This window comes from Microbulbifer sp. GL-2, assembly GCF_007183175.1.
GTDB lineage: Bacteria > Pseudomonadota > Gammaproteobacteria > Pseudomonadales > Cellvibrionaceae > Microbulbifer.
The window spans coordinates 4,721,005-4,746,090 of record NZ_AP019807.1 but is presented as its reverse complement, the minus strand read 5'-3'; the positions used below and the strand labels follow the sequence as shown (position 1 = coordinate 4,746,090).

Annotated in this window: 19 protein-coding genes, 1 tRNA gene and 1 pseudogene; 10 read left to right on the top strand and 11 right to left on the bottom strand. The window is 47.0% G+C overall.

Going from position 1 to position 25,086, the window contains the following annotated elements; translation table 11 throughout:
• Positions 1-1,472: 1,472 nt before the first annotated feature.
• Positions 1,473-3,038: a hypothetical protein gene (locus GL2_RS20470; RefSeq protein ID WP_143732577.1), complete on the top strand. Its 1,566-nt coding sequence runs from the start codon at positions 1,473-1,475 to the stop codon at positions 3,036-3,038.
• A 495-nt stretch (positions 3,039-3,533) separates the two neighbouring features.
• Here the strand turns inward: GL2_RS20470 and GL2_RS20460 are convergent.
• A tRNA-Arg gene (locus GL2_RS20460) sits at positions 3,534-3,610 on the bottom strand.
• A gap of 251 nt (positions 3,611-3,861) precedes the next feature.
• On the opposite strand from GL2_RS20460, the gene GL2_RS21590 reads away from it, so the two are divergent.
• The gene (locus GL2_RS21590; RefSeq protein WP_172621223.1) at positions 3,862-4,011 is read left to right on the top strand and encodes a hypothetical protein; all 150 of its coding nucleotides are present in this window, start codon (positions 3,862-3,864) and stop codon (positions 4,009-4,011) included.
• Positions 4,012-4,099: 88 nt separating this feature from the next.
• Positions 4,100-4,506: pseudogene (locus GL2_RS20450) on the top strand (transposase).
• Between the two features lie 350 nt (positions 4,507-4,856).
• Here GL2_RS20450 and GL2_RS20445 read toward each other — a convergent pair.
• Complete coding sequence (locus tag GL2_RS20445) at positions 4,857-5,588, bottom strand: glycerophosphodiester phosphodiesterase (RefSeq protein WP_143732576.1); 732 nt, start codon at positions 5,586-5,588, stop codon at positions 4,857-4,859.
• Positions 5,589-5,975: 387 nt separating this feature from the next.
• On the opposite strand from GL2_RS20445, the gene GL2_RS20440 reads away from it, so the two are divergent.
• Entirely contained in the window at positions 5,976-7,004 is a 1,029-nt protein-coding gene (locus GL2_RS20440; protein ID WP_232053697.1) for a UDP-glucuronic acid decarboxylase family protein, read from the top strand.
• Positions 7,005-7,649: 645 nt separating this feature from the next.
• Here GL2_RS20440 and GL2_RS20430 read toward each other — a convergent pair.
• The 6 genes from GL2_RS20430 to GL2_RS20405 all read right to left on the bottom strand — a co-directional run bounded on the left by GL2_RS20430 (position 7,650) and on the right by GL2_RS20405 (position 13,725).
• Entirely contained in the window at positions 7,650-8,252 is a 603-nt protein-coding gene (locus GL2_RS20430; protein WP_143732574.1) for a porin family protein, read from the bottom strand.
• Positions 8,253-8,395: 143 nt separating this feature from the next.
• Entirely contained in the window at positions 8,396-10,615 is a 2,220-nt protein-coding gene (locus tag GL2_RS20425) for an ATP-dependent helicase (protein WP_143732573.1), read from the bottom strand.
• A gap of 72 nt (positions 10,616-10,687) precedes the next feature.
• Positions 10,688-12,442 (bottom strand): SulP family inorganic anion transporter, encoded by a 1,755-nt coding sequence (locus GL2_RS20420; protein WP_143732572.1) that lies wholly within the window; start codon positions 12,440-12,442, stop codon positions 10,688-10,690.
• 86 nt (positions 12,443-12,528) lie between these two features.
• A complete protein-coding gene (locus GL2_RS20415) occupies positions 12,529-12,960 on the bottom strand; it encodes a YeeE/YedE family protein (RefSeq protein ID WP_143732571.1) in 432 nt (143 codons plus the stop codon).
• 14 nt (positions 12,961-12,974) lie between these two features.
• Entirely contained in the window at positions 12,975-13,406 is a 432-nt protein-coding gene (locus tag GL2_RS20410; RefSeq protein WP_143732570.1) for a YeeE/YedE family protein, read from the bottom strand.
• A gap of 4 nt (positions 13,407-13,410) precedes the next feature.
• Positions 13,411-13,725 carry a helix-turn-helix transcriptional regulator gene (locus tag GL2_RS20405; RefSeq protein ID WP_143732569.1) on the bottom strand — a complete coding sequence of 105 codons (315 nt, stop codon included), beginning with the start codon at positions 13,723-13,725 and terminating at the stop codon, positions 13,411-13,413.
• A 98-nt stretch (positions 13,726-13,823) separates the two neighbouring features.
• Between GL2_RS20405 and GL2_RS20400 the strand changes: the two genes are divergently transcribed.
• From GL2_RS20400 to GL2_RS20390, 3 genes are all read left to right on the top strand, one after another.
• Complete coding sequence (locus GL2_RS20400; RefSeq protein ID WP_143732568.1) at positions 13,824-14,702, top strand: MBL fold metallo-hydrolase; 879 nt, start codon at positions 13,824-13,826, stop codon at positions 14,700-14,702.
• Between the two features lie 53 nt (positions 14,703-14,755).
• Positions 14,756-15,169: a TIGR01244 family sulfur transferase gene (locus GL2_RS20395; RefSeq protein ID WP_143732567.1), complete on the top strand. Its 414-nt coding sequence runs from the start codon at positions 14,756-14,758 to the stop codon at positions 15,167-15,169.
• A 138-nt stretch (positions 15,170-15,307) separates the two neighbouring features.
• Positions 15,308-17,029 carry a SulP family inorganic anion transporter gene (locus tag GL2_RS20390; RefSeq protein WP_143732566.1) on the top strand — a complete coding sequence of 574 codons (1,722 nt, stop codon included), beginning with the start codon at positions 15,308-15,310 and terminating at the stop codon, positions 17,027-17,029.
• Positions 17,030-17,416: 387 nt separating this feature from the next.
• Here the strand turns inward: GL2_RS20390 and GL2_RS20385 are convergent, their stop codons facing one another.
• Complete coding sequence (locus GL2_RS20385) at positions 17,417-19,063, bottom strand: hypothetical protein (RefSeq protein WP_143732565.1); 1,647 nt, start codon at positions 19,061-19,063, stop codon at positions 17,417-17,419.
• Positions 19,064-19,451: 388 nt separating this feature from the next.
• Between GL2_RS20385 and GL2_RS20380 the strand changes: the two genes are divergently transcribed.
• Positions 19,452-19,934 carry a hypothetical protein gene (locus tag GL2_RS20380; RefSeq protein WP_143732564.1) on the top strand — a complete coding sequence of 161 codons (483 nt, stop codon included), beginning with the start codon at positions 19,452-19,454 and terminating at the stop codon, positions 19,932-19,934.
• Positions 19,931-21,904, top strand: coding sequence for a S9 family peptidase (locus tag GL2_RS20375; RefSeq protein ID WP_143732563.1), 1,974 nt, complete (start codon positions 19,931-19,933; stop codon positions 21,902-21,904). Before GL2_RS20380 ends, GL2_RS20375 begins: the two co-directional genes overlap by 4 nt.
• A 475-nt stretch (positions 21,905-22,379) precedes the next feature.
• Here GL2_RS20375 and GL2_RS20370 read toward each other — a convergent pair whose 3' ends face one another.
• The gene (locus GL2_RS20370) at positions 22,380-23,279 is read right to left on the bottom strand and encodes an ABC transporter six-transmembrane domain-containing protein (protein WP_143732562.1); all 900 of its coding nucleotides are present in this window, start codon (positions 23,277-23,279) and stop codon (positions 22,380-22,382) included.
• Between the two features lie 19 nt (positions 23,280-23,298).
• Positions 23,299-23,865 (bottom strand): TetR/AcrR family transcriptional regulator, encoded by a 567-nt coding sequence (locus GL2_RS20365; RefSeq protein WP_143732561.1) that lies wholly within the window; start codon positions 23,863-23,865, stop codon positions 23,299-23,301.
• A gap of 95 nt (positions 23,866-23,960) precedes the next feature.
• Here GL2_RS20365 and GL2_RS20360 point away from each other — a divergent pair, with 95 nt between their 5' ends.
• On the top strand, positions 23,961-25,082 hold the full coding sequence (locus tag GL2_RS20360) for an efflux RND transporter periplasmic adaptor subunit (RefSeq protein ID WP_143732560.1): 1,122 nt from the start codon (positions 23,961-23,963) through the stop codon (positions 25,080-25,082).
• The last annotated feature ends 4 nt before the right edge of the window (positions 25,083-25,086 follow it).

The following is a 25,086-nucleotide window of genomic DNA, read 5'->3' as shown; positions in this document are numbered from 1 at the left end:
ATAGTGGCAAAGACTGCGGAATGGATAGCAGATAAGAAAATAGTCCCGGAACTTTCGGTATGGTTTTTAGTGTATGGCACACCCGGGAGGATTCGAACCTCCGGATATTTGGTTCGTAGGCTTGCGAGATTTAAATATTAGAATGATTAAGTAAGAGGTATTTTTGACCGTCGACCACGTGACGAGCTGTATTGTCGAAGTGGCAAACCGCCTGGCTGTGCATTTCGATAGCGTCTTTGGCGATCCCGAGTGGGTGATGAGGTCACCTCGACAGCATCTTATCCTTGAGGATCTCTTACTGCTTAAAAGGAGTTCTAGGTAAAAACAAGGTGACTATATCCAGTCTAGCCATGGATTTAGCACCTATCTATGAGAAAAAAATACCAAATATTTAGGAGTAAAGTTTACGCAATATTACATAGTCCCATATGAACAATTGTGGCTACCGCTCATAGATACCCGACGAAGAAACCCAGTACAATCCAGCTTCCCCATTAATGCAGCAACCATAAAGCCAGCAAGGCTATATTGATTCAATGCCGGCCACAAGCTGGTGTAATCTGGTAAATGCATTCCCACTAATATGTAGAGCGTCATTAATGACAATGCAGTTACTTAAATGGCTGCCCCGAAATAAAAATTTCTTGCGATATACATCTTATTTAGATATTGCATACTGCCTGTAGCCACCATTGATATAGAATGAAAGTCGGATGTTTTTGTTCTTCGGTGTTTTTCTGCCGCAGAACTATATACGAAATAGTTCTTCAGCTTCCGACCTTGACGTTATACATATCGTGCCTCTGTCCTGGGCGCATGACCATGGTGGAGCCAATTGGGCTGTTGAGCCGAAAAGACAGTTTGTGAAATACCCTGAGAATCTGTAGCTGGATGATGATTGGAGCCAGGTGGATGAAGCACGGTAAGCCTATTCGCCCGCCCAGGCCTTCTAAGTGCAGCGGTTTATGGCAATAGCGAGGAAGTATGGGTTGGCAGCTAGTGCATCATAGGAAACCGGAATTTGACATTGCTGAGGGTTGGCTCCTGGCTTGGTCGGTATTCGTATTAGATCCTATTTGGCGTACTTAACGTTCTGTCCCATTATAATTCCAAACTTTCCTCTCACTAATTTAGTTATTCCATCTCAAGATATTTGTCAGTTTTTGGGCAAGAATTACTTTCGCAGTTAATCAGGATTTGACTGTAAGTATCAAGTGTCCTCATTGATCCAGTATTGGGGTTGATAGGCGTTAATAATTAAGTGATGGTTGTATTAATTGTTACCCCGCTCTGTATGGCCTCTGGTTAATGATTGCTAAATATCTTTGCTAACACCTGACGTTTGGCATAACTCCTGGTAGATGGATAACTTATTACTGGGGATCATTATGCAAAACAAATTTCAGTGCAGGCATTGGGTTTTGAATAACTTACTCTCAAATCAGTTAGAGCAGATGGCACCTTCAGAGTAAATGTTAACAGCGGTAAAGGTTTTTATGAGAAAGTTAACCCCCCTGGCTACAGCCATGTTAGTCGCATTTAGTGGTAATGTTTTATCGGATAATAATACGTCGATATTAACTCAGGTTGGTTCCGGTAATTTGGCTAATGCAGATCAAGTGGACCCAACGACCCAAAATAATCTAATTGTGCAGACCCAAGTAGGCACAGCTAATGATTCTGTGGCATCACAAGTCACTGGCACTAGCAGCAGTGTGGCCACGCATTTGCAAACTGGGGAGCTAAATGTTGCGACATCTTCGCAAGCGGATAATACTCATCTTAGTGTTATTTCTATTAATCAGACTGGTTCTTCAAACGATGCTTCTATTGAGCAAGATGGTGCTATTACAAGCACGGCAATAATAAATCAAGCAGGCACAATGAATGAAGCTGATATTGATCAGGAAGATGAACCTATTTTAAGTGTTGCCATTATTAATCAGGTAGGTGTAATGAATGTGGCTGAAATTGATTACGATGGTGGTGTTGCTTCAAGTATCGCCAGTATTAATCAGATAGGCGAAATGAATGAAGCTTTTATTGAACATGATGACGCCATTGCGAGTACGGCATTGATATATCAAACAGGTACACTGAACGAAGCTGAGATCGAGCAAGAGGGCGGGCCTGTTGTCGCAAGTATCGCCACAATCAATCAATTAGGCTCTATGAATGAGGCTGAGGCTATTCAGGAGGAGACAACCTTAAGTAGTATCTTCGTCAATCAGGTAGGCTCTATGAATGAGGCTGAGGCTAGTCAAGAAGAAGTGAATGCAAGTAGCATCTTCCTTAATCAAGTGGGCTCCATGAATGAGGCTGAGGTTTCTCAAGAGGATGTGAATGCAAGTAGCATCTTCTTTAATCAAGTGGGCTCTATGAATGTGGGTGAAGTTAGTCAACCAGAAGAAGTGAACGCAAGCAGTATCTTCTTTAATCAAGTGGGCTCTATGAATGAGGCTGATGTTTCTCAAGAGGAAGTGAATGCAAGTAACATCTTCTTTAATCAAGTGGGCTCTATGAATGAGGCTGGGGTTGGTCAAGAAGATGAGGTGACCGCTAGTAGCATCTTCGTCAATCAATTTGGCTCTATGAACGGAACCGCAGTTTTTCAGGAGGGGGCAACCTTAAGTAGCATCTTCGTCAATCAATTTGGCTCTATGAACGTAGTTGAGGGTGGGCAAGAGGATGGGGTGACAGCTAGTAGCATCTTCGTCAGTCAAGTAGGTTCTATGAATGAGGCTGGGGTTGGTCAAGAGGATGGGGTGACAGCTAGTAGCATCTTCGTCAATCAAGTAGGTTCTATGAATGAGGCTGGGGTTGGTCAAGAAGATGGGGTGACAGCTAGTAGCATCTTCGTCAATCAAGTAGGTTCTATGAATGAGGCTGGAGTTGTTCAAGCTGGAGCAACACTTAGTACAGCAATGATATCTCAGGTAGGTAGCGGTAATAGTTATATAACCACCCAGACAGGAGTTGGTCAGACATCTATTGTTGTACAGATTGGTAGTGGCAATATGGGCTCTATCATGCAGTAGTAGCCATTATTAAACATCTCCCTATATATGGCCGCAGCATTACCTGCGGCTTTCTCTCTCCAGCAAATGAACAAAAAGAGGCTGCCCTTAGCCTTGATAAGCATTTAATAACCAATCCGCCCGCTACCTTTATGGCTCGGGCCAATGGCGGTGCTATGCAGGGGCGGCATTTTCGATCGTGAGACTCTCATTATTATCGTCTTTAACGCCAATAAGCGGCGATGTTCTAGTGGCTGTACTTGAAGGCCAGCTGACCTGCAAAAGACTAGAAAAACGCTGGAAGCAATTCATGTTCGCTAATGATAAGTACTTAACCAATTCCGGTATGGGAGGGGCAGGAGGCGATTCTGGGGGAGTGGTTAAGGCATCGATCCGGTACCATTGGGGAAGGTGAAGTGGTGCTATTTGAATGTGTGGGCTTTGAGTGATTGCCTATTTAATTTGCGCCATAACAAAAAAGGGCTTACGCCGTGAGACGTAAGCCCTAGATTTGTATGGCGCGCTCGGGAGGATTCGAACCTCCGACCGCCTGGTTCGTAGCCAGGTACTCTATCCAGCTGAGCTACGAGCGCGTTACGGGTGCGGATACTATAGAGGCGCTTCGCCTAAGTCAACTACTTTTTTACAAGAAAGTCTTTATAAATCATTGTCTTACCCAGTAAGCGCAACTAGCCGGTCGCTTTCAGGGGACAGGCTCTGGGAGTTGGGGGCCTGAGAAGGCTGCGTTGGCGTAGAGGTTGGGGGCTTGTTCAAGGGTTTGTAGAAAAGCGACCATTAAGAGGGGGCTCCCGGTATTAGACAAAGTTAAAGTAGCCGGGTACTTGTGATAACCATCAAAATCGGTAGTGGTCCTCCGGGAGAGGAAGCTATCCTCTATGAATATAATGCCGCTGATCACAAAAGTTTTGTAAATGCGGGTTTGCTGGCTTTACAGGAAGTTGAAAACCCAAGTCACTACAATGCACATTTATAAGAAGCTCTATCGTATTGAACGTAAGGCCAAAGACAGCCATCTGTCATTGATACAGAGGTACAAATTACGGCGGCAATAATCTAAACCCATTATAACTGCCTTTAAGTGCTGGCTGGATAGTGACCATCCGCAAGTACTACCCAAAACCCCGCTGGGTAAGGCTATAAATTACTGTCTGAAATATTGGAATGGCTGTGTGTATTTCTCAACGAAGGTCATTTAGAAATAGACAACAATTTAACTGGACGGGAAATCTGGTCCTTTGTGATGGCTCGCAAAAATTTTCTGTTCGCAACTTCCATCAATGACACTAAAGCACTGTGCCTGCACTTCAGATTGATTCGCACTGCCAAGCTCCACGGCCTGACTTCTACAGGTATTATGTGGAGATGCTTGAGCAGATTCCTCTCTGCCAGTGTGTTGAGGGTTATGAGGCACTGCTACCCTGGAATATCGGGCTTGCGAGAGTATGGTTGGCTGCCGCGGCGTAACTAAGAGCATAGCGTGAAAGCTTTGCACACCGTCACGCCTGCCGTTTGGCGATACGCCTTTTTGAACTTTCACCGACCGGACATTACTTACGATCTGGTAAGACCGCTTACACTCAGCATCAATGCCGTTAGCGAAGTAATACTCGCTCGACATTTTACTGGAATAGAGCGAGTTTTCACGGTGAATACCTAACCTGTATAGAAATCAGTGATAGTCTGCATTCTATTTTTGAGTAGTAAGTAACTCGGTGAAGACGTTGAGGAAGAGGAGGTTCTTTAAAAAAGAAGAACAATATTCAGCAGTGCTTACACAAATGTTTGCTGGGAAGCTTGCTATAGCGCCTCAATTAAATATCAGCCGGCCTCTCCATTGGCCAGCATACGTGCGTTGAAATCCAGAACTATATGTGGTTCGTCGGTAAACACCCCATCCACACCCTGTTCTGCCAGCAGTTTCAAGTCGCTTGGATTATTGACGATAAATATATAGTTTTTCAGTCCGCGCTGCCTGGCATCGATAAGCAGATCGGGGTTGAGGAAGTCCAGGGCAGAGTGTAGGGAATAGGCTTTAAGGGGGGCCGTGCAGGCGGCTAAGTCGAGAGGTATGCCAACTGCTATTACTCCGCGGCGTACCTCTGGCAGTAGGCACAGGCATTCATACAGCTGACGTTGATCAAATGAGGAAATAATATATTGATCAAATGTATAGCCCTTATCGGAGACAAATGCGCGAACTTCCTGTGCGAGCAACTCAGCACAATTGGGTCCTCTAATCTCTATATTCAGTTGCGCTCTGTCACCAATCAGCTCCAAGACTTCTTGCAAAGTGGGAATGATATTGCCGCAGGGAAGAGGTCTTTTCCTAAGGGTTTCTGGGCGCATACTGGTAATGAGCTCACTTCCAGGCTGTAAACGCCCCAGCCGCCTGTCGTGTGTGACCAGAAGCTGTCCGCCGACTTTCCAGATATCGATTTCAATGCCTCCCACCGCCAATTCCAATGCACAATCAATGGCTTGAAGGGTATTTTCGCTAGCCAAGCGCTGGTAGCCGCGGTGGGCGAAGCAGAAAAGAGTGCCTGGTGTCATTGCCTGGGAATCCGCCTAGTAGAGTTGCGTGAGTCTGCCAAGTAATTATTACGACAGGTTATACCGTTAGTATAGAATTTTTAAGTGAGAACTTTTACAGCATAAGTTCACCAGGGAATATTTGTTTCTGGGTTGGGGAGGCGGATATCAAGGGGATATCAAGATACTTAAAAAACCAAGCTGTTATGATTCAAAATAAAATTTCAGTAAATGTTAAATGAATTGCATAAATGATCATCTGATGGGATACCGCTATACCCTCTTGATTGAGGGTAGCCAGAAGACTTACCGATAAATACCCGGCGTATGTTTATACCGCGTAGTGGTTTCGGTGATTTGTAATCTTAAACGCCATATTCGTAGATTGTTTAAGGCGAGTCATATTATATGAGTTTGAGAATATATCTATTTTTTAAGTTCTATGATAAGGGTGGATATTGTATTGATTATGGAGTGGGAATGTCACGTATTTTGGTTACTGGCGGTGCGGGTTTTTTAGGGTCTCACTTGTGCGAGAGGTTATTGGAAGTTGGGCATGAGGTGTGTTGTACTGACAACTTCTACACAGGAACGAGGCGCAATATTTCACACTTGTTATCGAATCCTTACTTTGACCTGATTCGGCATGATGTACAACTCCCATTACACTTGGAAATTGATGAAATCTATAATCTTGCCTGTCCAGCTTCGCCGATTCATTATCAGCTTAATCCCATACAGACGCTGAAGACCAATATAAATGGCGCTATCAATATGCTGGGCCTTGCTAAATGTAACAAGGCTAAGATAGTCCAGGCTTCATCGAGTGAAGTTTATGGAGATCCCGAAGTACATCCTCAGCCTGAGAGTTATTGGGGTAAGGTTAACCCTGCTTGTATACGCTCATGTTATATCGAAGGGAAGCGTTGCGCTGAAACTTTGTTCTTCAGTTATTACCACCAGCATGGATTGCAAATCAAGATTGCGAGGATTTTCAATACTTACGGACCTCGAATGCATCCAAATGATGGCCGTGTGATAAGTAATTTTATTGTTCAGGCCCTGAAAGGTGACGATATCACTATTTATGGAGTAGGAGAGCAGACAAGGAGTTTTTGCTACGTTGATGATTTAATAGAAGGACTAATTGGCCTGATGGGGACACCGGCAGGGATAACTGGACCGGTTAACCTGGGTAGCCCTTGTGAAATTTCGATTGGCCAGCTGGCTGAGCGTATACTGGCATTAACCGGATCATCATCAAAATTGGTTTACCTACCACTGCCTCAAGATGATCCTCAGCAGCGTCAACCGGAGATTAGCCGGGCAAGAGCACTGCTTAATTGGCAGCCTAAAGTAATGCTCAATAATGGACTTAGGAAAACCATCAACTACTTTGAGCACCTGCTTAGCAAGGGAGGGGACGGTAACGTATAAGGAGGTCACCACAAAGACTCTGATGCCTCAGTATAAGAATATTTCCCATCGCTGTAGGTGAAAAAATTCCTACTACATTTGAGGTGAGAGCCAGGAAACATCAAATGAAGTAAGGTTCTTTTTCATACGTTTGAACGAAATAATTGTTGCTATAGCACCATTAATTTTAGATGAAGTGTCGTTGATAGAAGATACCAAAGAGAGTGAAGATACTATAAAGTTTTCTCGCCGATCTTCTTTGGGGGCCTCATATTTACTGATTTTCTTAGTCTATTTCTTTTGTGAGGTGTGGGGTAGAGGACTATCTTTGATAGTCAGCTAGGGCAAGTCTGAAGCTGTCTCGCATTTCATTCAGTCGTACAATTTCACTTGTTGATATTTACGAGGTTAAGTACGCCTTGAGAAAGGAGATAATGGCCAGTATCCACGCAGAGCAAAGTTTGCCACAATTTTTGCATTGTCTCCGAGGGAAAATATACCCTGGGAAAGTTGTTTGTTGAAAAATTCCGGTGGGATTTTATTGGTGATTACAAGTAACTGGGAAAGGTGGTGGCAAAGAAGGCTCTTAATGGATGACGGCATTGTATTCTATGGTCAGTATGGAGGAACACGCGATCAAAACCTGCCCCTCCCACTAACAGTCAGTTAAAAACGGGTTTCTACAGAAAGGTGTAACCCTTCGAGCTCTAGATTATCAATATCGATGGTTTTCCACTGTAGTTTGCCGGAAAAGCGCTCAGTAAATGCGTAGCTGGCTCCCACTCCGTAAGTAAATCCAGTTTCGCTATCTGAATGGGATATTGACGGGGCTTCACCGCCAAACCAGTAATTGTCAATGTCGGCATAGATAAAGCCGGCTAAAGCGAGGACTTTTAGGTTTTCAGCTATCGGATAGCTGAGGACGCTATTTAGGGAGAGAGTGTCAACCTCTAGTTCTTCCAGGTCGTTAGGTGCAGTTATAAAATCAACCGTAGGGTCAATATCGTAACGTTTTCTTGCCTGATCGTAAGTGTTGTAGTTGAGCTCTATAGAGAAATAGCTGCTGAACTGGTAACCCGCATATAGATCAATGGAGTTGGTGTCTTCGCTAAAACTTTGCCCGGAAGTGAAATAGGAGGGCAGTGCTTTATCACTTTCCAGTTCTGCAAAGCTATACCCCAGGCCCAAGTAGAATGGTTTTTCTTCGGCTTGAGATAGGCTAGATAGAGCCAGGGCGGGCAATAACCACAATACTTTTGAGAGTCTCATAGGTGCGTCCTTGCTTATGCTGTCTTATGTTTTTTAAAAAGGAATATTTCGTTAGAAGCTGCTTACATCCTGGTCGCCAAGAATTGTATCTAAGCTGTATTAAAGGTCAATCAGGACAAAATCTTATTGTGAGGTTGTTCTTATTACATTAAATACTGCGACAAAGTATCCCAATCAAAGCGCCGTGGTTTACCGTCACTAAACAGTATCTCTATTCGCTGGTCTTCCCATTTCAGCACGCGCCCGTGGCCGAGCTTGCGGTGGCGCAGGCCTTCGCCGGGTTCAGGCTTGCGTATGGGCGCGCGCGGGGCACTGATATTGGGGTTGTAATCACAGGCTTCCAGGTAGTGGAGCGCCTGGCGGGAGACGGGAATATCCGTGTTGATTTGCTCGGGACGCTCGTGCAGGGATTTCGCCATCAGTTTGCTCAAAGGCAGCTGCATCTCATTGATAAACAGTGATGGCTGGGAGGCCTCAGGGTCTTTTTTCTTTGCTGTATCTGTAGGTGTCAGCAGGAATAGTCTGCTTTTCGCCCTGGTCATGGCCACGTACATCAGACGGCGTTCACTCTCCAGGGAGGCTGGAGTGTTGAAATCCCGCTGGGGCTGGTAGGGCATATTGTGCTGGGTGAGGGTGGGAATAATCACCTGCTCCCATTCAAGCCCCTTTGCCTGGTGCATGGTTGTGATCTGGATAGCATCGGCCTCAGTTTGTTCGCCCTCGCGGTGCTGACGTTGCAGTTCCTGCAGGTGTGCCAGGGCTTCTATAGGGGGCTGCTTGAGTGTGTCCAAATACTGGCAAAAAGCGAGAATCGTTTGCTGTCGCTCCTCCCCCTGCTGACGGGTGAAGGCGTCATCGGCAATGCCAGTGAGAAGTTCCAGTTCGCCGATATGTCTGCGCAGCAACTCGCCGGCGTGGCCGCGCCAGTTTTCAATTTGCGTGAGCAGGTCCGCACGCTGGCGCAAGCGTTTGGTTTGCGGTTTGCTCAGGTTTTCAGGCAGCAGGGTGATCAGCTGTTTGCCCCAGCCTTTATCCTGGGCTGCAAGGGCAGAGCAAATAGGCTCCAATACTTTGCGAGGGATGCGTACATGGGGTGCAGTCAGCCATTCATAGAGCCCCTGCTGGCGCCGCTTGGCCGGTAGTTCAGCAAAACGACCTGAGGCAATATTCAAGCTCCAGAATAGTGGGCGTAATTCGCGGCGGGATAAAACCGTGTTGCGGCTGGCAGACCGATACGGAATGTTGTTGGCCAATAACGCCAGTTCAATGGGAGCAGCAATAGACCAGAGGCGCACAAGCACAGCGATATCATTGAGTGACTGCTCTTGCTTTTGGCAGCGGCGCAAATGCTCTACCAGCCAGTGGCCTTCTTTATCGGTACTCACAAGCTCGATTTCGGTGTGTCTCTCACCATCGGCGGAAACACAAAAAATATCGGCGCGGTCGCGGTTATTTTCGATAAAGTGGTTAGCGGCCAAAGAAAGCTGGTGGCCGTAGCGAAAGGTGCGGCTCAGGTGATAAATATTTGAGGGCGGGAAGTCACCGTCAAAAAAAGTGAGTAGGAAATCAGGCTTGGAACCGCGCCACTCGTAGATGGTTTGGTCCGGGTCGCCAATAGCGATTACGTTGCCGGATTTTCCATATAGCACGCGCAATAAAAAATGCTGTATTTCATTGATGTCCTGGTACTCGTCCACCAGGATATCTTCGTAATAGCTGCCGTATTGTTCTGCCATTTGTTCGTCAAGGCTGAGCAGCATGGCCGGATCGTAAATCAAGTCCGCGTAAGTGACGGCGCTCTGGCTGCGGCGCCAGGCCTCGAAGGTGCGAAATACCTGCAGAAAATACATGTATTCATCACCGAGTTTCAGCTCCTGGAATGCGCTGAGGTCCCCGGACAAAATGGTCTTGGTATAGTCGATAAAAAATTCAGCAGCTTCAATCTCCGACTGCTTGCGCGCACGGATTTCTTCCAGTTCATGGGTGGGGGCGCATTCCTCAATCGCTTTCCAGATTTGAAGTTGAACTGTGGATTGGGGCAGGGGGCTCAGGTTGGCTGCGGCGATGTGATCGTTAGCGATCATACGCTGGTACAGGCGGTAGCCCATGCTGTGGAAAGTATGCACCGAAGGAGTGTGGCCAGCAGCCAGTTGCCGCATACGGCGATCGAAATCTTCCCGTGCACTGCGGTTATACATCAACACCAGCAGCCGCTCCGGGGATACACCTGTATCCAGGCGGTTCTTCACATAGTGCAGCAGGGCGGTGGTTTTGCCAGAGCCGGCAACGGCAATAATCTTGGCGTGGCCACCAGCGTGGTCTGCGATTGCCTGCTGCTCGGAAGTGAGAGTATTGCCGCCCATAGCGTACTTCGCCCAAATACTGGATATTTTGCCAGTGTTTGGTTGGCGCTTACAAGTCTGTAGCTTTTGTTGTCAGGCGGGATCAGCAGGAGAGTTGGGTTCGTCGGCCTGGTTGTCATCGTGGATCTTGTGGTGGCGCAGGGCCAGCTCGGCGATATAGGAGGAAAGAAATACCCTGCCGCTCAGTTCCTGTAACAGTTTGGAGCGCCCCAGTCGGTCGAGTACTGGCCCTTTTACTTCTGCCAGGTGTAGGCAGATGTTGCGCTCCAATAGGTCGCTGTTGATTTGTTGCAAGCGTTCTATGGCAGTACTGTCGATACGGTTTACTGAAGAGAGGATCAGCACCATATCGTGCAGGTTGGGGTGGCGTTTGACCTCCGCCAGCAGACGTTCCTCAACGGCACTGATATTACTGAAAAACAAATTTTCGTCGATGCGCAGGAAGAGGATATCTGGCAGGGTTTTGACGGTGTGGCGCAGTACATTGCGGAATTGCTCAGTACCCGGCACTCGTCCCACCACAGCGATGTGGGGCCGACTGGTACGCCAGATCAGGGTGGCGAAGGAGAGCCCCACACCCAGGCCGATACCCGCTTCCACCCCAAATAAGATAACTCCCAGAAAGGTGCCGCCCATGGCGAGCCCATCGGTGCGATCGTAACGCCAGTGGTGGGCCATTGCACGCAGGTCGATCAGGTTGGCTGCCGCCACAATAATCGTGGCGGCCAGTACGCAGATTGGCAGCTCGGTAAAAACCTTGGTGGCATACAGCAATACCAGCGCGATTAAAATGGCAGCGATGATCCCACTTAGCGGAGATTTTGCTCCAGCTTCATCGTTGACCGCTGTGCGCGCAAAGCTGCCAGTGACTGCGAAACCGCCGGAAAAAGCACTGAGAAGGTTGGAGGCGCCCAGGCCGCGCAGCTCGGCATTCGCGTCGAGCTTTTCCCCCCGGCGCAGGGCAATGCTATGGGCTACGGATAAGCTTTCGACAAAGCCGAGCAGGGCGATAATCAATGCAGGCAGTAATAGCTGGTAGACCATGGCCAGATTGAAAGAGGGTACTTTTAGTGCCGGTAAGCCCGAGGGGATCACACCGACCACCGGCAGTTCTTTTTCCCAGTGAAAGATCGTGGTGAGGAGGATCGAAATCAGCACGATAAGCATTGGTGCCAGGCGCGAAAGCAATTTTGTACGTTGCGGGCTGGCCCCCATTTTACGTAGTAAGAATGGCAACCCCAGGCGTGCTGCAATCAGGCTGGCCAGGGCCACCAATCCCAGAAGCGCCGCTTCGGGATCTGTCATGGGGGAGTTACTCAGGGTGCTAACCAGGATTTCCAGGGCTGTGTGGCCCTCTCCTTCAATACCCAGTAGCGGCGCAATCTGCCCCACCATGATCAGGATTGCCGCGCCAGAGACAAAGCCGTCCACCACCGGTAGGCTCAACAGGTTGGAGAGACTGCCGAGACCGAGAAACCCCATAAGCAGCAGAATGATCCCACTGAGCAGAGCGAGGAGAATGGCGCCGCTGATATATTCAGCGCTGCCCGGTATGGCGATGGGGGTGAGGGCCGATGCTGTCATCAGTGCCAGCACTGCCACCGGGCCGACGGAGAGTACCGAACTGGAGCCAAACAGCGCGTAACCGACCAGGGGCAGCAGCCCGGCATACAGGCCCAGGTAGGGCGGCAGACCAGCGAGGGCGGCATAGGCTAAAGCCTGGGGGATCAGCATCATGCTGGCGAGGAGTGCAGCCACGGCGTCGCCCACCAGCCACTTGGGCTGGTAGCGTTTTAGCCAGGGTGGAATCAGGTGCTGTGCTCGCATTCCCTTTTCTGCTGGAGGTCGCAGCGGTGTCGCCTTGTTCCAACAAGATAGACGGCTTGTGCCTGGCGAGTGATTAAAGCGCTGGGTTAAATCTGAGCAACTGCATTTTTGCGTGAAGCAAACTGGAAAATCCCCATACCGGCGAGCATTGCCAGGGTAAAGACAAGGGCTTTTTCCTGTCCTGCTCCAGTGGCAACAATCGCCGGCCCCGGACAAAATCCCGCCAGCCCCCAGCCGATGCCAAACAGCAATCCACCTGTAACCAGGCGACGATCAATGTCGCTGCTTGTCGGCAGTTGCAGTACCTCTCCCAAAAGGGAGCGGCTGCGCCCCTTCATCAGTTGAAATACTGGTAGGCCAATGGTGATAGCCCCGATCATTACCAATGCCAGGGATGGGTCCCAGGCGCCGGCGAGATCTAAAAATCCCAGTACTTTTTCCGGGTTGGCCATGCCGGAGAGCAGCAGGCCCATCCCGAAAATCAGTCCAGCCAGCAGGGCGGTAATTCTGGATTTCATACGGTTTTCCTCCATCAGGATGCCAGCAGGTGGCGTACAACAAATACAGTGGCAAAACCCGCTGTCATAAATACCAGCGTGGCGACCAGTGAACGGATAGATAGGCGTGATAATCCACAGACCCCATGGCCGCTGGTGCAGCCGGAGCCGTAGCGGCTGCCGAACCCCACCAGCAGGCCGGCGGCGATCAGGGTTGGGTAGCCGGCTTCAATTTCAATGGTTGGTAATGCGGAAAACACTTGCCAGGCCAAGGGAGCGATTAGCATTCCTGCGATAAAGGCCAGGCGCCAGCCGATACCGGAGGCTCTATCCAGCAGGCCGCCAATGATTCCGGAAATGCCAGCGATGCGGCCATTGAAAAGCAGCAAAAGGACACTTGCGAGTCCGATGAGTGCGCCGCCAGTAAATGCTGTGGCGGGGGTAAAGGCCGTCCAGTCGATCGTCATGGGTCTACTCCGCGCAATAAAGTTGGTATAGGGTTTGCAACAGGGTGAGAACCCGCCGGTCAGCTACCCGGTAATACACGTGCTTGCCTTCGCGACGGGTATCTACAAGTCCCTCGCGGCGCAAAATGCCCAGTTGCTGGGAAAGGCTTGGCTGGCGAATCCCTAGTCGCTCCTCAAGTTCGCCTACATTTAATTCTTCCTGGCTCAGCTGGCAGAGCAGGATTAGGCGGTCCTGATTGGCGAGTGAGCGCAGCATTGCCGCGGCCTGGCCGGCGGATTCGCGCATCTTGTCAAAGTCGAGATTGTTGGGGTCTGGCATAGGGCTGGGCCTGCGAACAATTTACAAAATAACAATATATTGTTTTATATATTATCAGAATGTATATTGATAGCATAGTGAATGCTGGAGGGCATGAAATGCATCAAGAAAAGCAAGGCGCTCAGGTACAGCCATTTCTCGATAAGGACACGGAAACCTGGAGTTATGTGGTATACGACAAGGAGGGCGGTTCCGCTGCGGTAGTGGACGCTGTTCTGAATTTCGATACGGTATCCGGCCGCACCAGTAGCAAAGGTGCAGAGGAAATGGTTGCGTTTATTCGTGATAAGCAGCTGACGCTCGAATGGATACTGGAAACCCACGCCCATGCGGATCACCTCTCGGCGGCCCCCTTTTTACGGGAGCAACTGGGTGGGCGTATCGCTATCGGTGACCAGATTTGCCAGGTGCAGAGAATTTTTCGCGATGTCTTTAACCTGGAGCGGGAGTTCCTCGCAGACGGCAGCCAGTTTGATCATCTCTTTAAGGATGACGACACCTTTAAGGTGGGGGAGCTGGAGGTGCGAGTGATGTATAGCCCTGGGCATACCCCAGCGGATATGGTTTGGTTAATCGGCGATGCCCTTTTTGTGGGAGATACCCTGTTTATGCCGGATGTTGGCAGTGCCCGCTGCGATTTTCCTGGGGGTGATGCTAGGCAGTTGTATCAGTCAGCACGCAAGATATTGTCTCTGCCGGAAGAAACCCGCATGTTTATGTGTCACGATTATCCGCCCAAAGGCAAGCGGGATTACCAGTTTGAAACCAGTGTAGGGATTCAGCGCAGGGAAAATATCCACTTGCGCGAAGGTGTCAGCGAAGAGGAATTTGTAGAAATTCGTAAAAAGCGCGATGCCTGTTTGAGTATGCCGAAGCTGATAATTCCCTCTGTGCAGGTCAATATCCGCGCGGGGCAAATGCCGCCGGCAGAATCCAATGGTACTGTCTATTTAAAAGTACCGCTGAACCAGCTTTAAGCGTCTGTTACTGTGGCACCAATGACTGGGACTGAAATAATTTTGAGGCGAATATGAATATTAAAGAACTGGATGACCAAGTTAGTGTTTCCGAGCATATTAATTGCGAAGCTATAATATCACTGGCGCAAAGTGGCGTGCAGGTTGTGGTCTGTAACTGTCCGGAAGGGGAAAGTGAAGCGCACCCCAGCTACACAGAGATGGAGCAAGCAGCGGAAGAGGCCGGTATTAAGTTTGTAGCTATTCCCTTTACCCGTGGGCGTATGATGCGTGAGCACTGCGAAGCATTCCGCGATGTGCTGCAAGCAGCGAGTAAAGTGCATGCGTTTTGCCGAACCGGTAACCGCTCCAGTCAGGTTTGGGCGGGAGCCAAAATTCTGATGGGTGCCGACAAGCAGGAGTTGCGCTCCATGGCTCAGGAGGCGGGTTTTGATATCAGCGCAACATTGATCACCATTGAACCCTAGTCCCGCTTACTTCCGGTAATCAATTCTGGTTGCCACAAAATAAATACTCTATACGGCGGCATAGCTTGGTGCCGTCCCTTATCTTTCTTTGGGCCTGCTAACAGGGAGGGCCGCAGATAGAGAAAATGTGAGCAGTAAATGATGGCTACGCAGCAACTCTTCAGATGGTTTCCCATTCTTGCCACCCTCAACGGATATGATCGGGACACTTTAATCCGCGACCTGTTAGCAGCCGCTATTGTTACGGTATTGCTAATTCCCCAGTCTCTTGCCTATGCATTGCTCGCCGGCCTGCCCGCAGAAGTTGGTCTCTATGCGAGTATGGTGCCGCTTATCGTCTATGGCGTATTTGGTACCAGCAATACTTTGTCGGTGGGGCCGGTTGCAGTGGTTTCCCTGATGAGTGCTGCTGCCTTGGGAGAAGTGACCGCATCGGGCACTGTAGGTTACCTGAGCGCGGCGGCAGCACTAGCGCTGTTATCTGGGGTAATCCTCGCCGTGCTGGGGGCTTTGCGACTCGGGATGCTCGCTAATTTTCTCTCCCACCCAGTGATATCCGGCTTTATTACCGCATCCGCACTACTGATCGCACTTAGTCAGTTTCGACACTTGTTGGGTGTGCCTGCCAATGGCGATACCGCGCCTGAATTGATGGCTTCCCTGTGGGAAAATATTAATGCAGTTAATAACCTGGCTTTGATAACCGGTTTGGGGGTGGTGCTATTTCTGTACTGGGCACGGGCTTATGCAGCAAAACTACTAAAAGCACTTGGTTTGTCTTCAAGCACCGCTGATCTGTTATCTAAAGCCGCGCCTGTTTTGGGAGTGCTGGCAACGATCGCATTATCATTCTGGATGGACTTTGAAACACAACAAGTAGCGCTGGTTGGTCTTATCCCAGCAGGTTTACCTTCACTCACCATGCCAATAATATCGTTGCCGCTACTTGAAGCGTTATTGGTGCCGGCATTGATGATTGCGATCATTGGCTATGTGGAATCTGTATCTGTTGCCAAAACGTTAGCGGCCAAGCGTAGGCAGAGAATTGATACCAATCAGGAATTGGTCGCCCTGGGTATGGCCAATGTGGGGGCTGGCTTCTCTGGTGGATTTCCTGTGAGTGGCGGCTTTTCCCGTTCAGTGGTAAATGATGCAGCTGGAGCACAAACGCAGTTTGCCAGTATCTTTACCGCGGTAGGAATCGCCCTTGCCGCGCTTTTCTTGACCCCATTCCTCTACTACCTCCCCAAAACAACCCTTGCCGCCACCATTATTGTTGCGGTTCTATCATTGGTAGACTTCTCTATTCTGCGTAAAACCTGGCGTTTTGCGAAAGCAGATTTTATCGCGGTAACCCTAACCATTGCGGTAACACTATTATTTGGTGTAGAGCACGGTGTCGCTTGCGGAGTAGGGACTTCACTACTCCTGTTTATCTATCGGGCATCGAACCCCCATATTGCCGAAGTAGGGTTAGTGGAAGGCACCGAACACTTCCGCAATATTCACCGACACAAAGTAAAGACTATTCCAGAAATTCTTACCTTTCGTGTGGATGGCCGGTTGATTTTTTCCAATATTGGCGTTTTAGAAGAGCGTATCTACACAGGTCTCGCCACTAATTCACAAGTAAAGCATGTAATTCTGATGTGTAGTGCTGTGAACGAAATAGATTGGAGTGCTCTGGAGGTGCTGGAATCTATCAATGCCAATTTGTTGGATAGGGACATTCAACTCCATATGTCGGAAGTTAAGGGGCCGGTGATGGATAGTTTGGAGAAGAGCAGTTTTTTGCAGAAGCTTTCTGGGGGGGTGTTTTTGAGCCAGTATCAGGCGTTTAGTGCGGTACGAATAAGTTAAGAAATAATGATAGAAGATATATCATAGCGACTATTGGCGCTAGCTTTGGGGTAACTAATTAGTTGTCTAACATTCTTAACTCTATAAAATCTATAAGAAACAGATAGGTTTTAGCTGATTGTGGTTTTAAAGTTGATGTTTTCGTTTGGGGGGGCTGAGGTAGGGGGTAAAGGAGTGGAATTACCTTTATGAAAAATTGACAAGATAATCCTAATGGAAGGCCTTATTTTCGGGATTTAAGACTTGATCTGACAGTTTCCGGTTTTTAAGAAGGTTCTCTGTCAAATCAAGTCTGAACTACTACAGTTTAGGAGTGGTTCATGGTATAGGTCGCCATGAACTTGATTTAGGTGAGCACATAAAATACAAATGCTCATCCATATTTTGTTAGAAGTTATCCTGCTGTCTTACTTGCTGCCAGTTGGCGCCAAAGTCAGTTGATTCATAAAAGTCCCCATTAGCACCATCACAGGACACTAATAGGCGGTCGGCAACCTGAGGAACTATAGAAGTACAATAGTCTTTTGGTGGTTCATTATCAGTCTTCATCCAGTTCTTTCCGCCATCAGTGGTAGTCAAGATTTTGATCTCAGTATCACGATATCCCCCAGAAAAACTACTTAGTGCAAAGCTGACAATGGCAATAGCATCATTTTCACTTGAAAACCAGGGGATGGATCGGAACGTAAAATTCTTCTTGCGGCAGAAATTTTTTGAGGACCTTTTCTCCGGACAGTTTTGAATGTATGTTGTGATTTTATTTTGACCGCCATTTTTGTCGATTTTGTGGTAGGTTGGCTTTCCACTCCATGACCAAAAACCAGCCTTCTCAATTCCTAGCTGAACAGCACCTGCATCAATAATTGCTGTAAGTTCAAAGTCATCAACAGATCTTTCGATCATCCAATTATCAGGATTATAGGCGAAAACTTTGTTATTGATATTTGCAAATATAATATTTTCGTAGATTGAGTGATTGCGAACAGTTAGATAGTGCTGTCCATTAAACTCAAAGAGTGTTGTGTTGTATATATGACGATCAGCTTTTTTTGAGTGAGCCTGCTTATTTTTTATTTCAGCCTCTAACATATGATCCCACCCTTTACCCGACTTAGTGGAATAACGGTTTAAAAGTCCCCATTGCACATCTGAATCAGATACTGTGCCTCGTAGAATATTTAACTCAAAATCGCGAGTAGCTAAAAGCTCTATTTCTCCAGTATCGGACAATCTTAAGTGCTCGATATGAGAGTCGTGCTCTAGTGATATATCTTCCCAATCCCCATTATCGGGACGCCAGAAAAGGGCACCTTCACTACCACCTACCACTAGGTCGCCATTTCTGTTCTGAGCAATGGCGGTTAGTTCATGATTGGTGTCAACAGCATCAAGCTCCCACTCTCCTTCAGGAGTGCGCTTCATAAATACACCAATCTTTCCCAGAAAGTAGATAGAGTTATCTGGTGCAACATACTGCTCATTGTATGTCAAAGGGTTCTGCGCAATAGATATATACGTTGATTCACGTTCCTCATCCTTTTCATCAATGTGCCATCCATTAAGCACCTCAGGGTCGTACTTGAGGAATGGAAAATACTTAGTAAGTACTTCACCTTCTTCTAATTCTGGAGCTCGAATCAAGAGATCAAGATACCTATCACCTTGTGGTTTTGGATAATAGATCAGTGTGCCGAGGTCTGTTACCTCTCCCTGATTTACAGCGAAGGTCCCTAATTTTTCATCTGCACTGACAAATCGACTGTACCATCCATTGCCGTTGGTGTAGAACGCTCGGATGCTACTCAGAGAATAGTTCCCAGGTTTGACATAAGAGGCAAATACGGTAGTACCATTTAATTTTGGTCTTGCGGCTAGGAGCCGATCGGGATTTATGGACTTCGACTCATTAAGGTTTTCAGGATTGATTGTAAGCTGATTAAAGGGTAGGGCATTACCTGAGGCATTGATAATCCGAGCGACAACGATTCCATCTTGTTCATTAATAGGAGTGGTCTGTTCCAGGGCGGGTAGCATATTAATCTGCCCTGCACAACCCTGTAGAATTATCATACAGGCCATAAATATAAGTGGGTAAAACTTAATGCATGTGAGGGGTTTTATCCCTGACATATTACTCTCCAAAATTTAGGTCAACGCCTGCTAATTGTATTGCAACTAGCTCTAAGATAATATTCTCAACGGTATAATTAATTTACAAACTCGAATACATGGAAGCGGTATCTTGACGCAGAGCTTTGAGAATAGAAGACTAGTAGGGTGCGATTCAGACCGAATTGGTCCGATTCTAAAGAGCGCGGTTTTGATAGCGCTTTTTTTGTCTAAGTCGGCAATTGCACGAACTTTATCATTGGTTCCCTATGATAGTCCGCCTGATTTGGGAAGTAGACAGGGATATGCATTGGTGAAGCTTGATGTGGATGGAACAGCGCCTTCTATTGAACTTTCTAAAATGTATACCAGCGGAAGTGCTTACTTAGAAAGTGGGGAAAAAGCCAAGCTGCGAAAAAATAGCCGTTACAGTATTAGCCTTAAGGATAAACCTGAGGGCTTTTACTTGATGGCGATTCCCGCAGGCCTCTATCAGATTACACAGATAAATGCACCTTATTTTAATCTACCCTATAAGCTTGATACGGCTAGTCGACGTACTTGGCGTTTTCATATTGAAGCGAAGAAAACAAATTATATCGGTAGCTTGTTTATAGGTAAGCAGAGGAAATCCGATACGATTGAAGTTTATTTAAAAAATCGTATAGCAACAGAGTTTAGTGAAATTCAAGAGTCTATTGGTTCGTTAACTGAATTGTACCCTTTGGTATCTGGTGTGGGAGTACAGGATTCGTTCTTTCATAGTTGGATGGGCCCATTGGAGGTAGAGCAGTGAAGGTTGTTTCTAAGGTGATTCAATTAGCTCTATTGAGTTTCGTATTTAATATTGGGTCGGCAGTTGCGATGCCCGCAGAAACTTACTTCAAGCCTATAGAAACTATGACTGCTCAGATTAGCCCTGATGGTAAGTTTGTAGCTTCTGTAGCTCAGAGTGACGAAAGTCAGAAGTTGGTTATTTGGAGTGGTGTGGATGGATCTAAGAGGACGTTGATTGATCTCAACACCTTAACACATAGGGATGCGTCAATTCGATTCATTCGCTGGATCGGCCCTAGATATATTGTTGCGCAGTTTAAGGAAATAAAGAAAGGGGTTAGAAATTTACTCGATACCAAGCCCGCTTATCGGTTATTGGTGCTTGATGTTTTAGGTCCTGAAAGTCAACCGCCAAAAATACTTGAGGTAAAAACATCAGGTTGGTTAGTGCATGCCTTACCGGGCAAGCCCGGTCATTTTCTATACGCTAAGAGTGGTGTTTATTCCAAAGTATACAGTCTCGACGTGTCAAAGCTTAACCCGCTTAATCAGAAATCGAGCAAGCTTATACGAAAAGATGGCGGCCAATTTACAGCTAAAAATGAAGTAGCCTCAGTTGAGGGGTATGCGGTACGGTGGTTTTTCGACCTGAAAGGTCAGCCAGAATCTGTCTTGTATTTCAATGAAGGGGAGCTTCGCCTAAGTAAGATTGCCGACGGTATTTCTGCAACTGCAATAAAAAGCTGGACCAAAGAAGGTATGGAGGAGGAGCCAAATCCAGACGAGGAGTATGGTATTCTTATTCCTGTGTCTAAAAGCCCGGAGGCTGATACTTACTTTTGCCTGGATACAGGTGCAGAGAAAGATCGCACCGTTTATCATTGTAATTTTTCCACTGGAGAAGAAAGCGTAGTTTTTCGATCAGATAGCTATGATATCGTTGATCTGATTATAGAAGAATCAACCGGGGGATTAATTGGTGTAAAGGTAGTCCGGGATGGAAGGTTAGAGTATCAGTATATAGATGAACGTATACAGTTAAATGATGAAATGGCTAGTTTGCTGAAAACAACCATAGGAAATAGTATCGATAATGCGGTAAAGCTTTACTATAGTGAGACACACGAACAGCCTGGACGCTATTTCATCCGAAAGCAAGGGCAAAAATCTGACCAGTTTGTTGCTTCCAAGTATCCTCATTTAGATGGTTGGCTTGAGAGCCGCCAGTACCATGATTGGATTAAGGTAGAGGGAATGGATATTCCTTACGTGTTGACCATGCCGAAGGGAAATGGGCCATATCCTCTTATTGTAATGCCGCATGGCGGCCCGCTGGGCATTTTTGATCATCAGTATTTTGATTACTATACACAATTTTTCGTAGCGAATAAGTACGCTGTTCTTAGAGTAAATTACCGAGGATCGAGTGGCTATTCAGCGGAGCTGGAAGAGGCTGGTATTCAACAGTGGGGTAACTTGATACTTGAGGATATTTACCAAACCACAAAGGCGGTTAGTGATCGTAACGATATTATGTCCTCAAAAATTTGCGCAGTGGGGATGAGTTATGGTGGTTATGCAGCATTGATGATGGCTATCAAACACCAACAATTATTTCGTTGTGCAATCAGTGTAGCTGGCGTTACAGATGTTAACTTATACTTAAACTCTCCTTACGCAACAGAGGCTCAGAGTAAATGGTTGCTGGAGAATGTTGGCGACACTGTTAAAAATTACAATATTTTGAAAGATGTTTCCCCTGTATACTTGGCCCAAGATCTCAATCGCCCAGTATTTATTATTCATGGCGAGAAGGATGAGGTTGTCGATATAGAGCATATGCATCGCATGAATATGATGTTGAGTAAATTTGATAAAGATTATGAATGGAAAGCTTACCCAGATATGGCTCACGGCCCTACTGATAATGAGCATCATGTAGCTGTTTTTCGCTCAATTGTCGACTTCCTTGAAGAAAATATGAAGTGATTTATCATCTTGAGGATTTTCTAGGGGACGCCTGAATAATTCCGTATTACCATGGCTGAAGCCTTAAGGTCTTCAGCCAGCGAAGAATCACTTTAGCATCAGACATCAAGGCGCTGCTTCTTTTTCGATATAAAGTACGATTTGGCAGTGATCGTTCATTACGGCATAGTCAGTAATATATAGCGTAAATATTCTAGCCAGTTTTAACACCTAAAAATCAATCCATTCGCGGCAATGTTCATAGTCAATACCAGATCTCATGTCTCTATCGTACAGAAATGCCCTGCGTGCCCAGCGAGTGATGCAAATACGATTCTGGACACTCATAGATCTTCCATAGATCTGCGCGCCACATGAGTATTAGGGTGACTTGAAAATAAAAATTTGATGATTTTTAGAATCAATCATAAATAATTTATTCTCATGATCGATTTCCACCGGTGGTTGAGCCATACCCTCAATTACCTTCCCTTCCTTATGATCCAATCCGATTAGAAATCTCCTTCAAACGAATAACCTGCTGAACATAGAGTGGCAACGCAGATACCTTCCCAATAAAGTCGAAAACGTACATTAATAAGGCAATTATTAATCCGTAGTTAACCAGGCCTTCATCGATTGCCGCTATGGGGGCGTAAACAAATAAAGCTAAAATCCCAGCCCATAATATTAAGTAAGTGCCCGTTTCAAGGTCACTCAATTCAATATTCCATCGCATAAGGCGTCGGAAATGTGCTTTTGCATGCTCAGCATTTGGCTGCTTAATTGCGTCAACCTGATATTCCAACTCATTATTATAAGATTCGTTCAGTTGGTAATTGGCATTTCCGATTACGAAATAGATCAGGATGATCAAAGCTAGTAGTGCCAGGCAGGCCAGAAAGATATTAAGATTAATAGCGCTAATAATAATGAGCAGGCCCACCATACCAATAGTGGTGGTAATTACTTCTGGCATGGTATTTTCAAAGAATTCGACAATTTCAGTTAATAAACTGGAGCGTGCGGTAATAGTCGATACTGACTGCCTCTTTGCTTTTTCACGGGTTACCATTTCCGATATAACAACTTGGTAAATATGTGCATAGATTCTTGTGTCGTAGAACCGTCGGGCACTTCCTATAAGGACAGATATGGTACCCAAGCCTGCCAATAGATAAATGCCAGCATAGGAATGCTCTAATAGGCCATTGATAGCCCAGCCGATAGAAAGTGGGAAGAGTAGCTCAAGGAGTGTTTCAATAACAACCAATGATAAGGTCAGGGATACTCGCCACTTAAATCGAGTAAAAATCGATAGTAAAGAGTGTTTGCGTCTGTCTTTCGTATAATCATCAGCTGTTGATTTTGAAACTGTGGTAACTGGCTGTGTCATTTAACAACACTCTCAATGGTCAACGAGCAACACCATTGCAAAATGTGTGAAATGCCAAATCGGCCAGCGTTTCGTGATCTATGGATTCTGCATTTTTTGTCAGCCAGGATGTATACAGCAGGCCCTCTACCAGGTTTACCACCCAGGAAGTAGGAAGTTTCTTGGATAAGCTCCCTTCGGACTTGGCGTATTCCACCAATGTCGCAATTTCCTTTTCTTGCTTCTCATAGATGGCGGTGAGCTCGGAATCATCTTCATCAAAGTCTCCCAGCTTCATTAAAAACTCCATTTCAGCCGACAGCGGAAAGATTGCCTTGAACATCAGGTGAAAGGCCTGTAGAGCCGATTCAGACTGGCTTTCCAGGTGAGCGGTAGCTTTATCAAATGCCTCCAGGCAGTGAATAGCAACAGCCTTAATCAGTTTTTCTCTCGTGTCATAGAGGCGATAAAGGGTAGTGCGCCCAACTCCAGCCGCCCTGGCAATATCACTAAGGGATGCCTCCCTGTTTTTACTCAAGAGGTCCATACCAGCCTGCATGATTGCAGTTTGTGACTTCTGGATACGCGCATCTAGGTGTTCAGTCATGGAATTGTCACCCGAACTTTATGGAACATACTTGTATCATAATCTGCCGTTGGTTATGGTGCAAGTGTGTTCCATAACTTGTAAGTTGCCTAGGCATGATGAAAATTGCGGGAATCTGGTTAAAGCGGCGGGCCGCAGGTATTGTCGCCACCAGCTTGCTGATCCTGGTAGGGCTCTGGCTTATGGCCGAGCAACAGACAGCAGCTATGGTGGAGAAGCCCAAAGAGTTGGGCCTTGCTGTTACTGTTGTAGAGGCAATACCGGCGGATGCTCAGCTTGAAGTCAAAACAACGGGCATAACACAACCCCGCTGGGCGACTGAAGTTATCGCATCAGTCAGCGGGCGAGTCACCCATATTGCCAACAACGCAATGCCGGGCAGCCTTATTAGGAAAGGAGAAATACTGGCATCGCTACAGGATACTTTTTACCAGTCTGAGCTAAGTGCTGCTCAAGCCAGAGTGTCAGAGGCTGAACTCAACTTGGCCGAGATGTTAACGCGTCAATACGTGGCAAAAAGAGGGGATAAAGCGAAGTCATCATTTGGCCGACTGGAGCCGCATGTCAAAGCCGCAGAGGCACATCGAGAAGCGGCAAGGGGAGCGCTCGCTTCCTCCCTGCAGAGGCTGGCCGAAACGCAAATCAAAGCGCCTTTTGACTCGGTGGTTATTGCAGATTTAATCCATCCTGGCCAATGGATTAATGAGGGGGATGTACTCTTTCGAGTAGCAGCCAGTGATTACCTGGATATCAAAGTTGAGCTTTCCGAGCAGGCTTGGCAGCGCTTTAACAGCCTTCAGCAAGGTCCCTACAAAATCACTATAGAAGCGCCTGACGGACAACAATGGCAGGCCTCAGTCCGTTACTTAAGCCCTATCATGGATGCGGCCACCCGCCAGCGTAGCCTCATGTTGCAAGTGGCTGACCCCTTTCAGCGCGAGACACCCTTGCTCGCCGATCAGCAGGTTGATGTAGTGTTTGGAGGCAATACACAGAGTTATATTGTAAGCGCACCGGCATCGGTTCTTACGGAAGATGGGAAAGTATGGAGCGTTTCTGAGCAATCCCTGCTTTTGGAAGAGATAGAGCTACTGGATATGCGGCCGGATTCGGTTCTATTTCGTTACAAGAATCAGCCCCACCAGAATCGTCAGCTTGTTCGCTTTCCTTTGACCAACTTTGTAGAAGGTCAAGCGGTTGCAATGACTATCCACTAAGGCC

Coding starts and splice junctions, on each gene's coding strand:
- GL2_RS20470 (WP_143732577.1), top strand. CDS start 1,473: ATGTTAACAGCGGTAAAGGTTTTTATGAGAAAGTTAACCCCCCTGGCT.
- GL2_RS20445 (WP_143732576.1), bottom strand. CDS start 5,588: ATGACACCAGGCACTCTTTTCTGCTTCGCCCACCGCGGCTACCAGCGC.
- GL2_RS20440 (WP_232053697.1), top strand. CDS start 5,976: ATGAGTTTGAGAATATATCTATTTTTTAAGTTCTATGATAAGGGTGGA.
- GL2_RS20430 (WP_143732574.1), bottom strand. CDS start 8,252: ATGAGACTCTCAAAAGTATTGTGGTTATTGCCCGCCCTGGCTCTATCT.
- GL2_RS20425 (WP_143732573.1), bottom strand. CDS start 10,615: ATGGGCGGCAATACTCTCACTTCCGAGCAGCAGGCAATCGCAGACCAC.
- GL2_RS20420 (WP_143732572.1), bottom strand. CDS start 12,442: ATGCGAGCACAGCACCTGATTCCACCCTGGCTAAAACGCTACCAGCCC.
- GL2_RS20415 (WP_143732571.1), bottom strand. CDS start 12,960: ATGAAATCCAGAATTACCGCCCTGCTGGCTGGACTGATTTTCGGGATG.
- GL2_RS20410 (WP_143732570.1), bottom strand. CDS start 13,406: ATGACGATCGACTGGACGGCCTTTACCCCCGCCACAGCATTTACTGGC.
- GL2_RS20405 (WP_143732569.1), bottom strand. CDS start 13,725: ATGCCAGACCCCAACAATCTCGACTTTGACAAGATGCGCGAATCCGCC.
- GL2_RS20400 (WP_143732568.1), top strand. CDS start 13,824: ATGCATCAAGAAAAGCAAGGCGCTCAGGTACAGCCATTTCTCGATAAG.
- GL2_RS20395 (WP_143732567.1), top strand. CDS start 14,756: ATGAATATTAAAGAACTGGATGACCAAGTTAGTGTTTCCGAGCATATT.
- GL2_RS20390 (WP_143732566.1), top strand. CDS start 15,308: ATGATGGCTACGCAGCAACTCTTCAGATGGTTTCCCATTCTTGCCACC.
- GL2_RS20385 (WP_143732565.1), bottom strand. CDS start 19,063: ATGCTACCCGCCCTGGAACAGACCACTCCTATTAATGAACAAGATGGA.
- GL2_RS20370 (WP_143732562.1), bottom strand. CDS start 23,279: ATGACACAGCCAGTTACCACAGTTTCAAAATCAACAGCTGATGATTAT.
- GL2_RS20365 (WP_143732561.1), bottom strand. CDS start 23,865: ATGACTGAACACCTAGATGCGCGTATCCAGAAGTCACAAACTGCAATC.
- GL2_RS20360 (WP_143732560.1), top strand. CDS start 23,961: ATGATGAAAATTGCGGGAATCTGGTTAAAGCGGCGGGCCGCAGGTATT.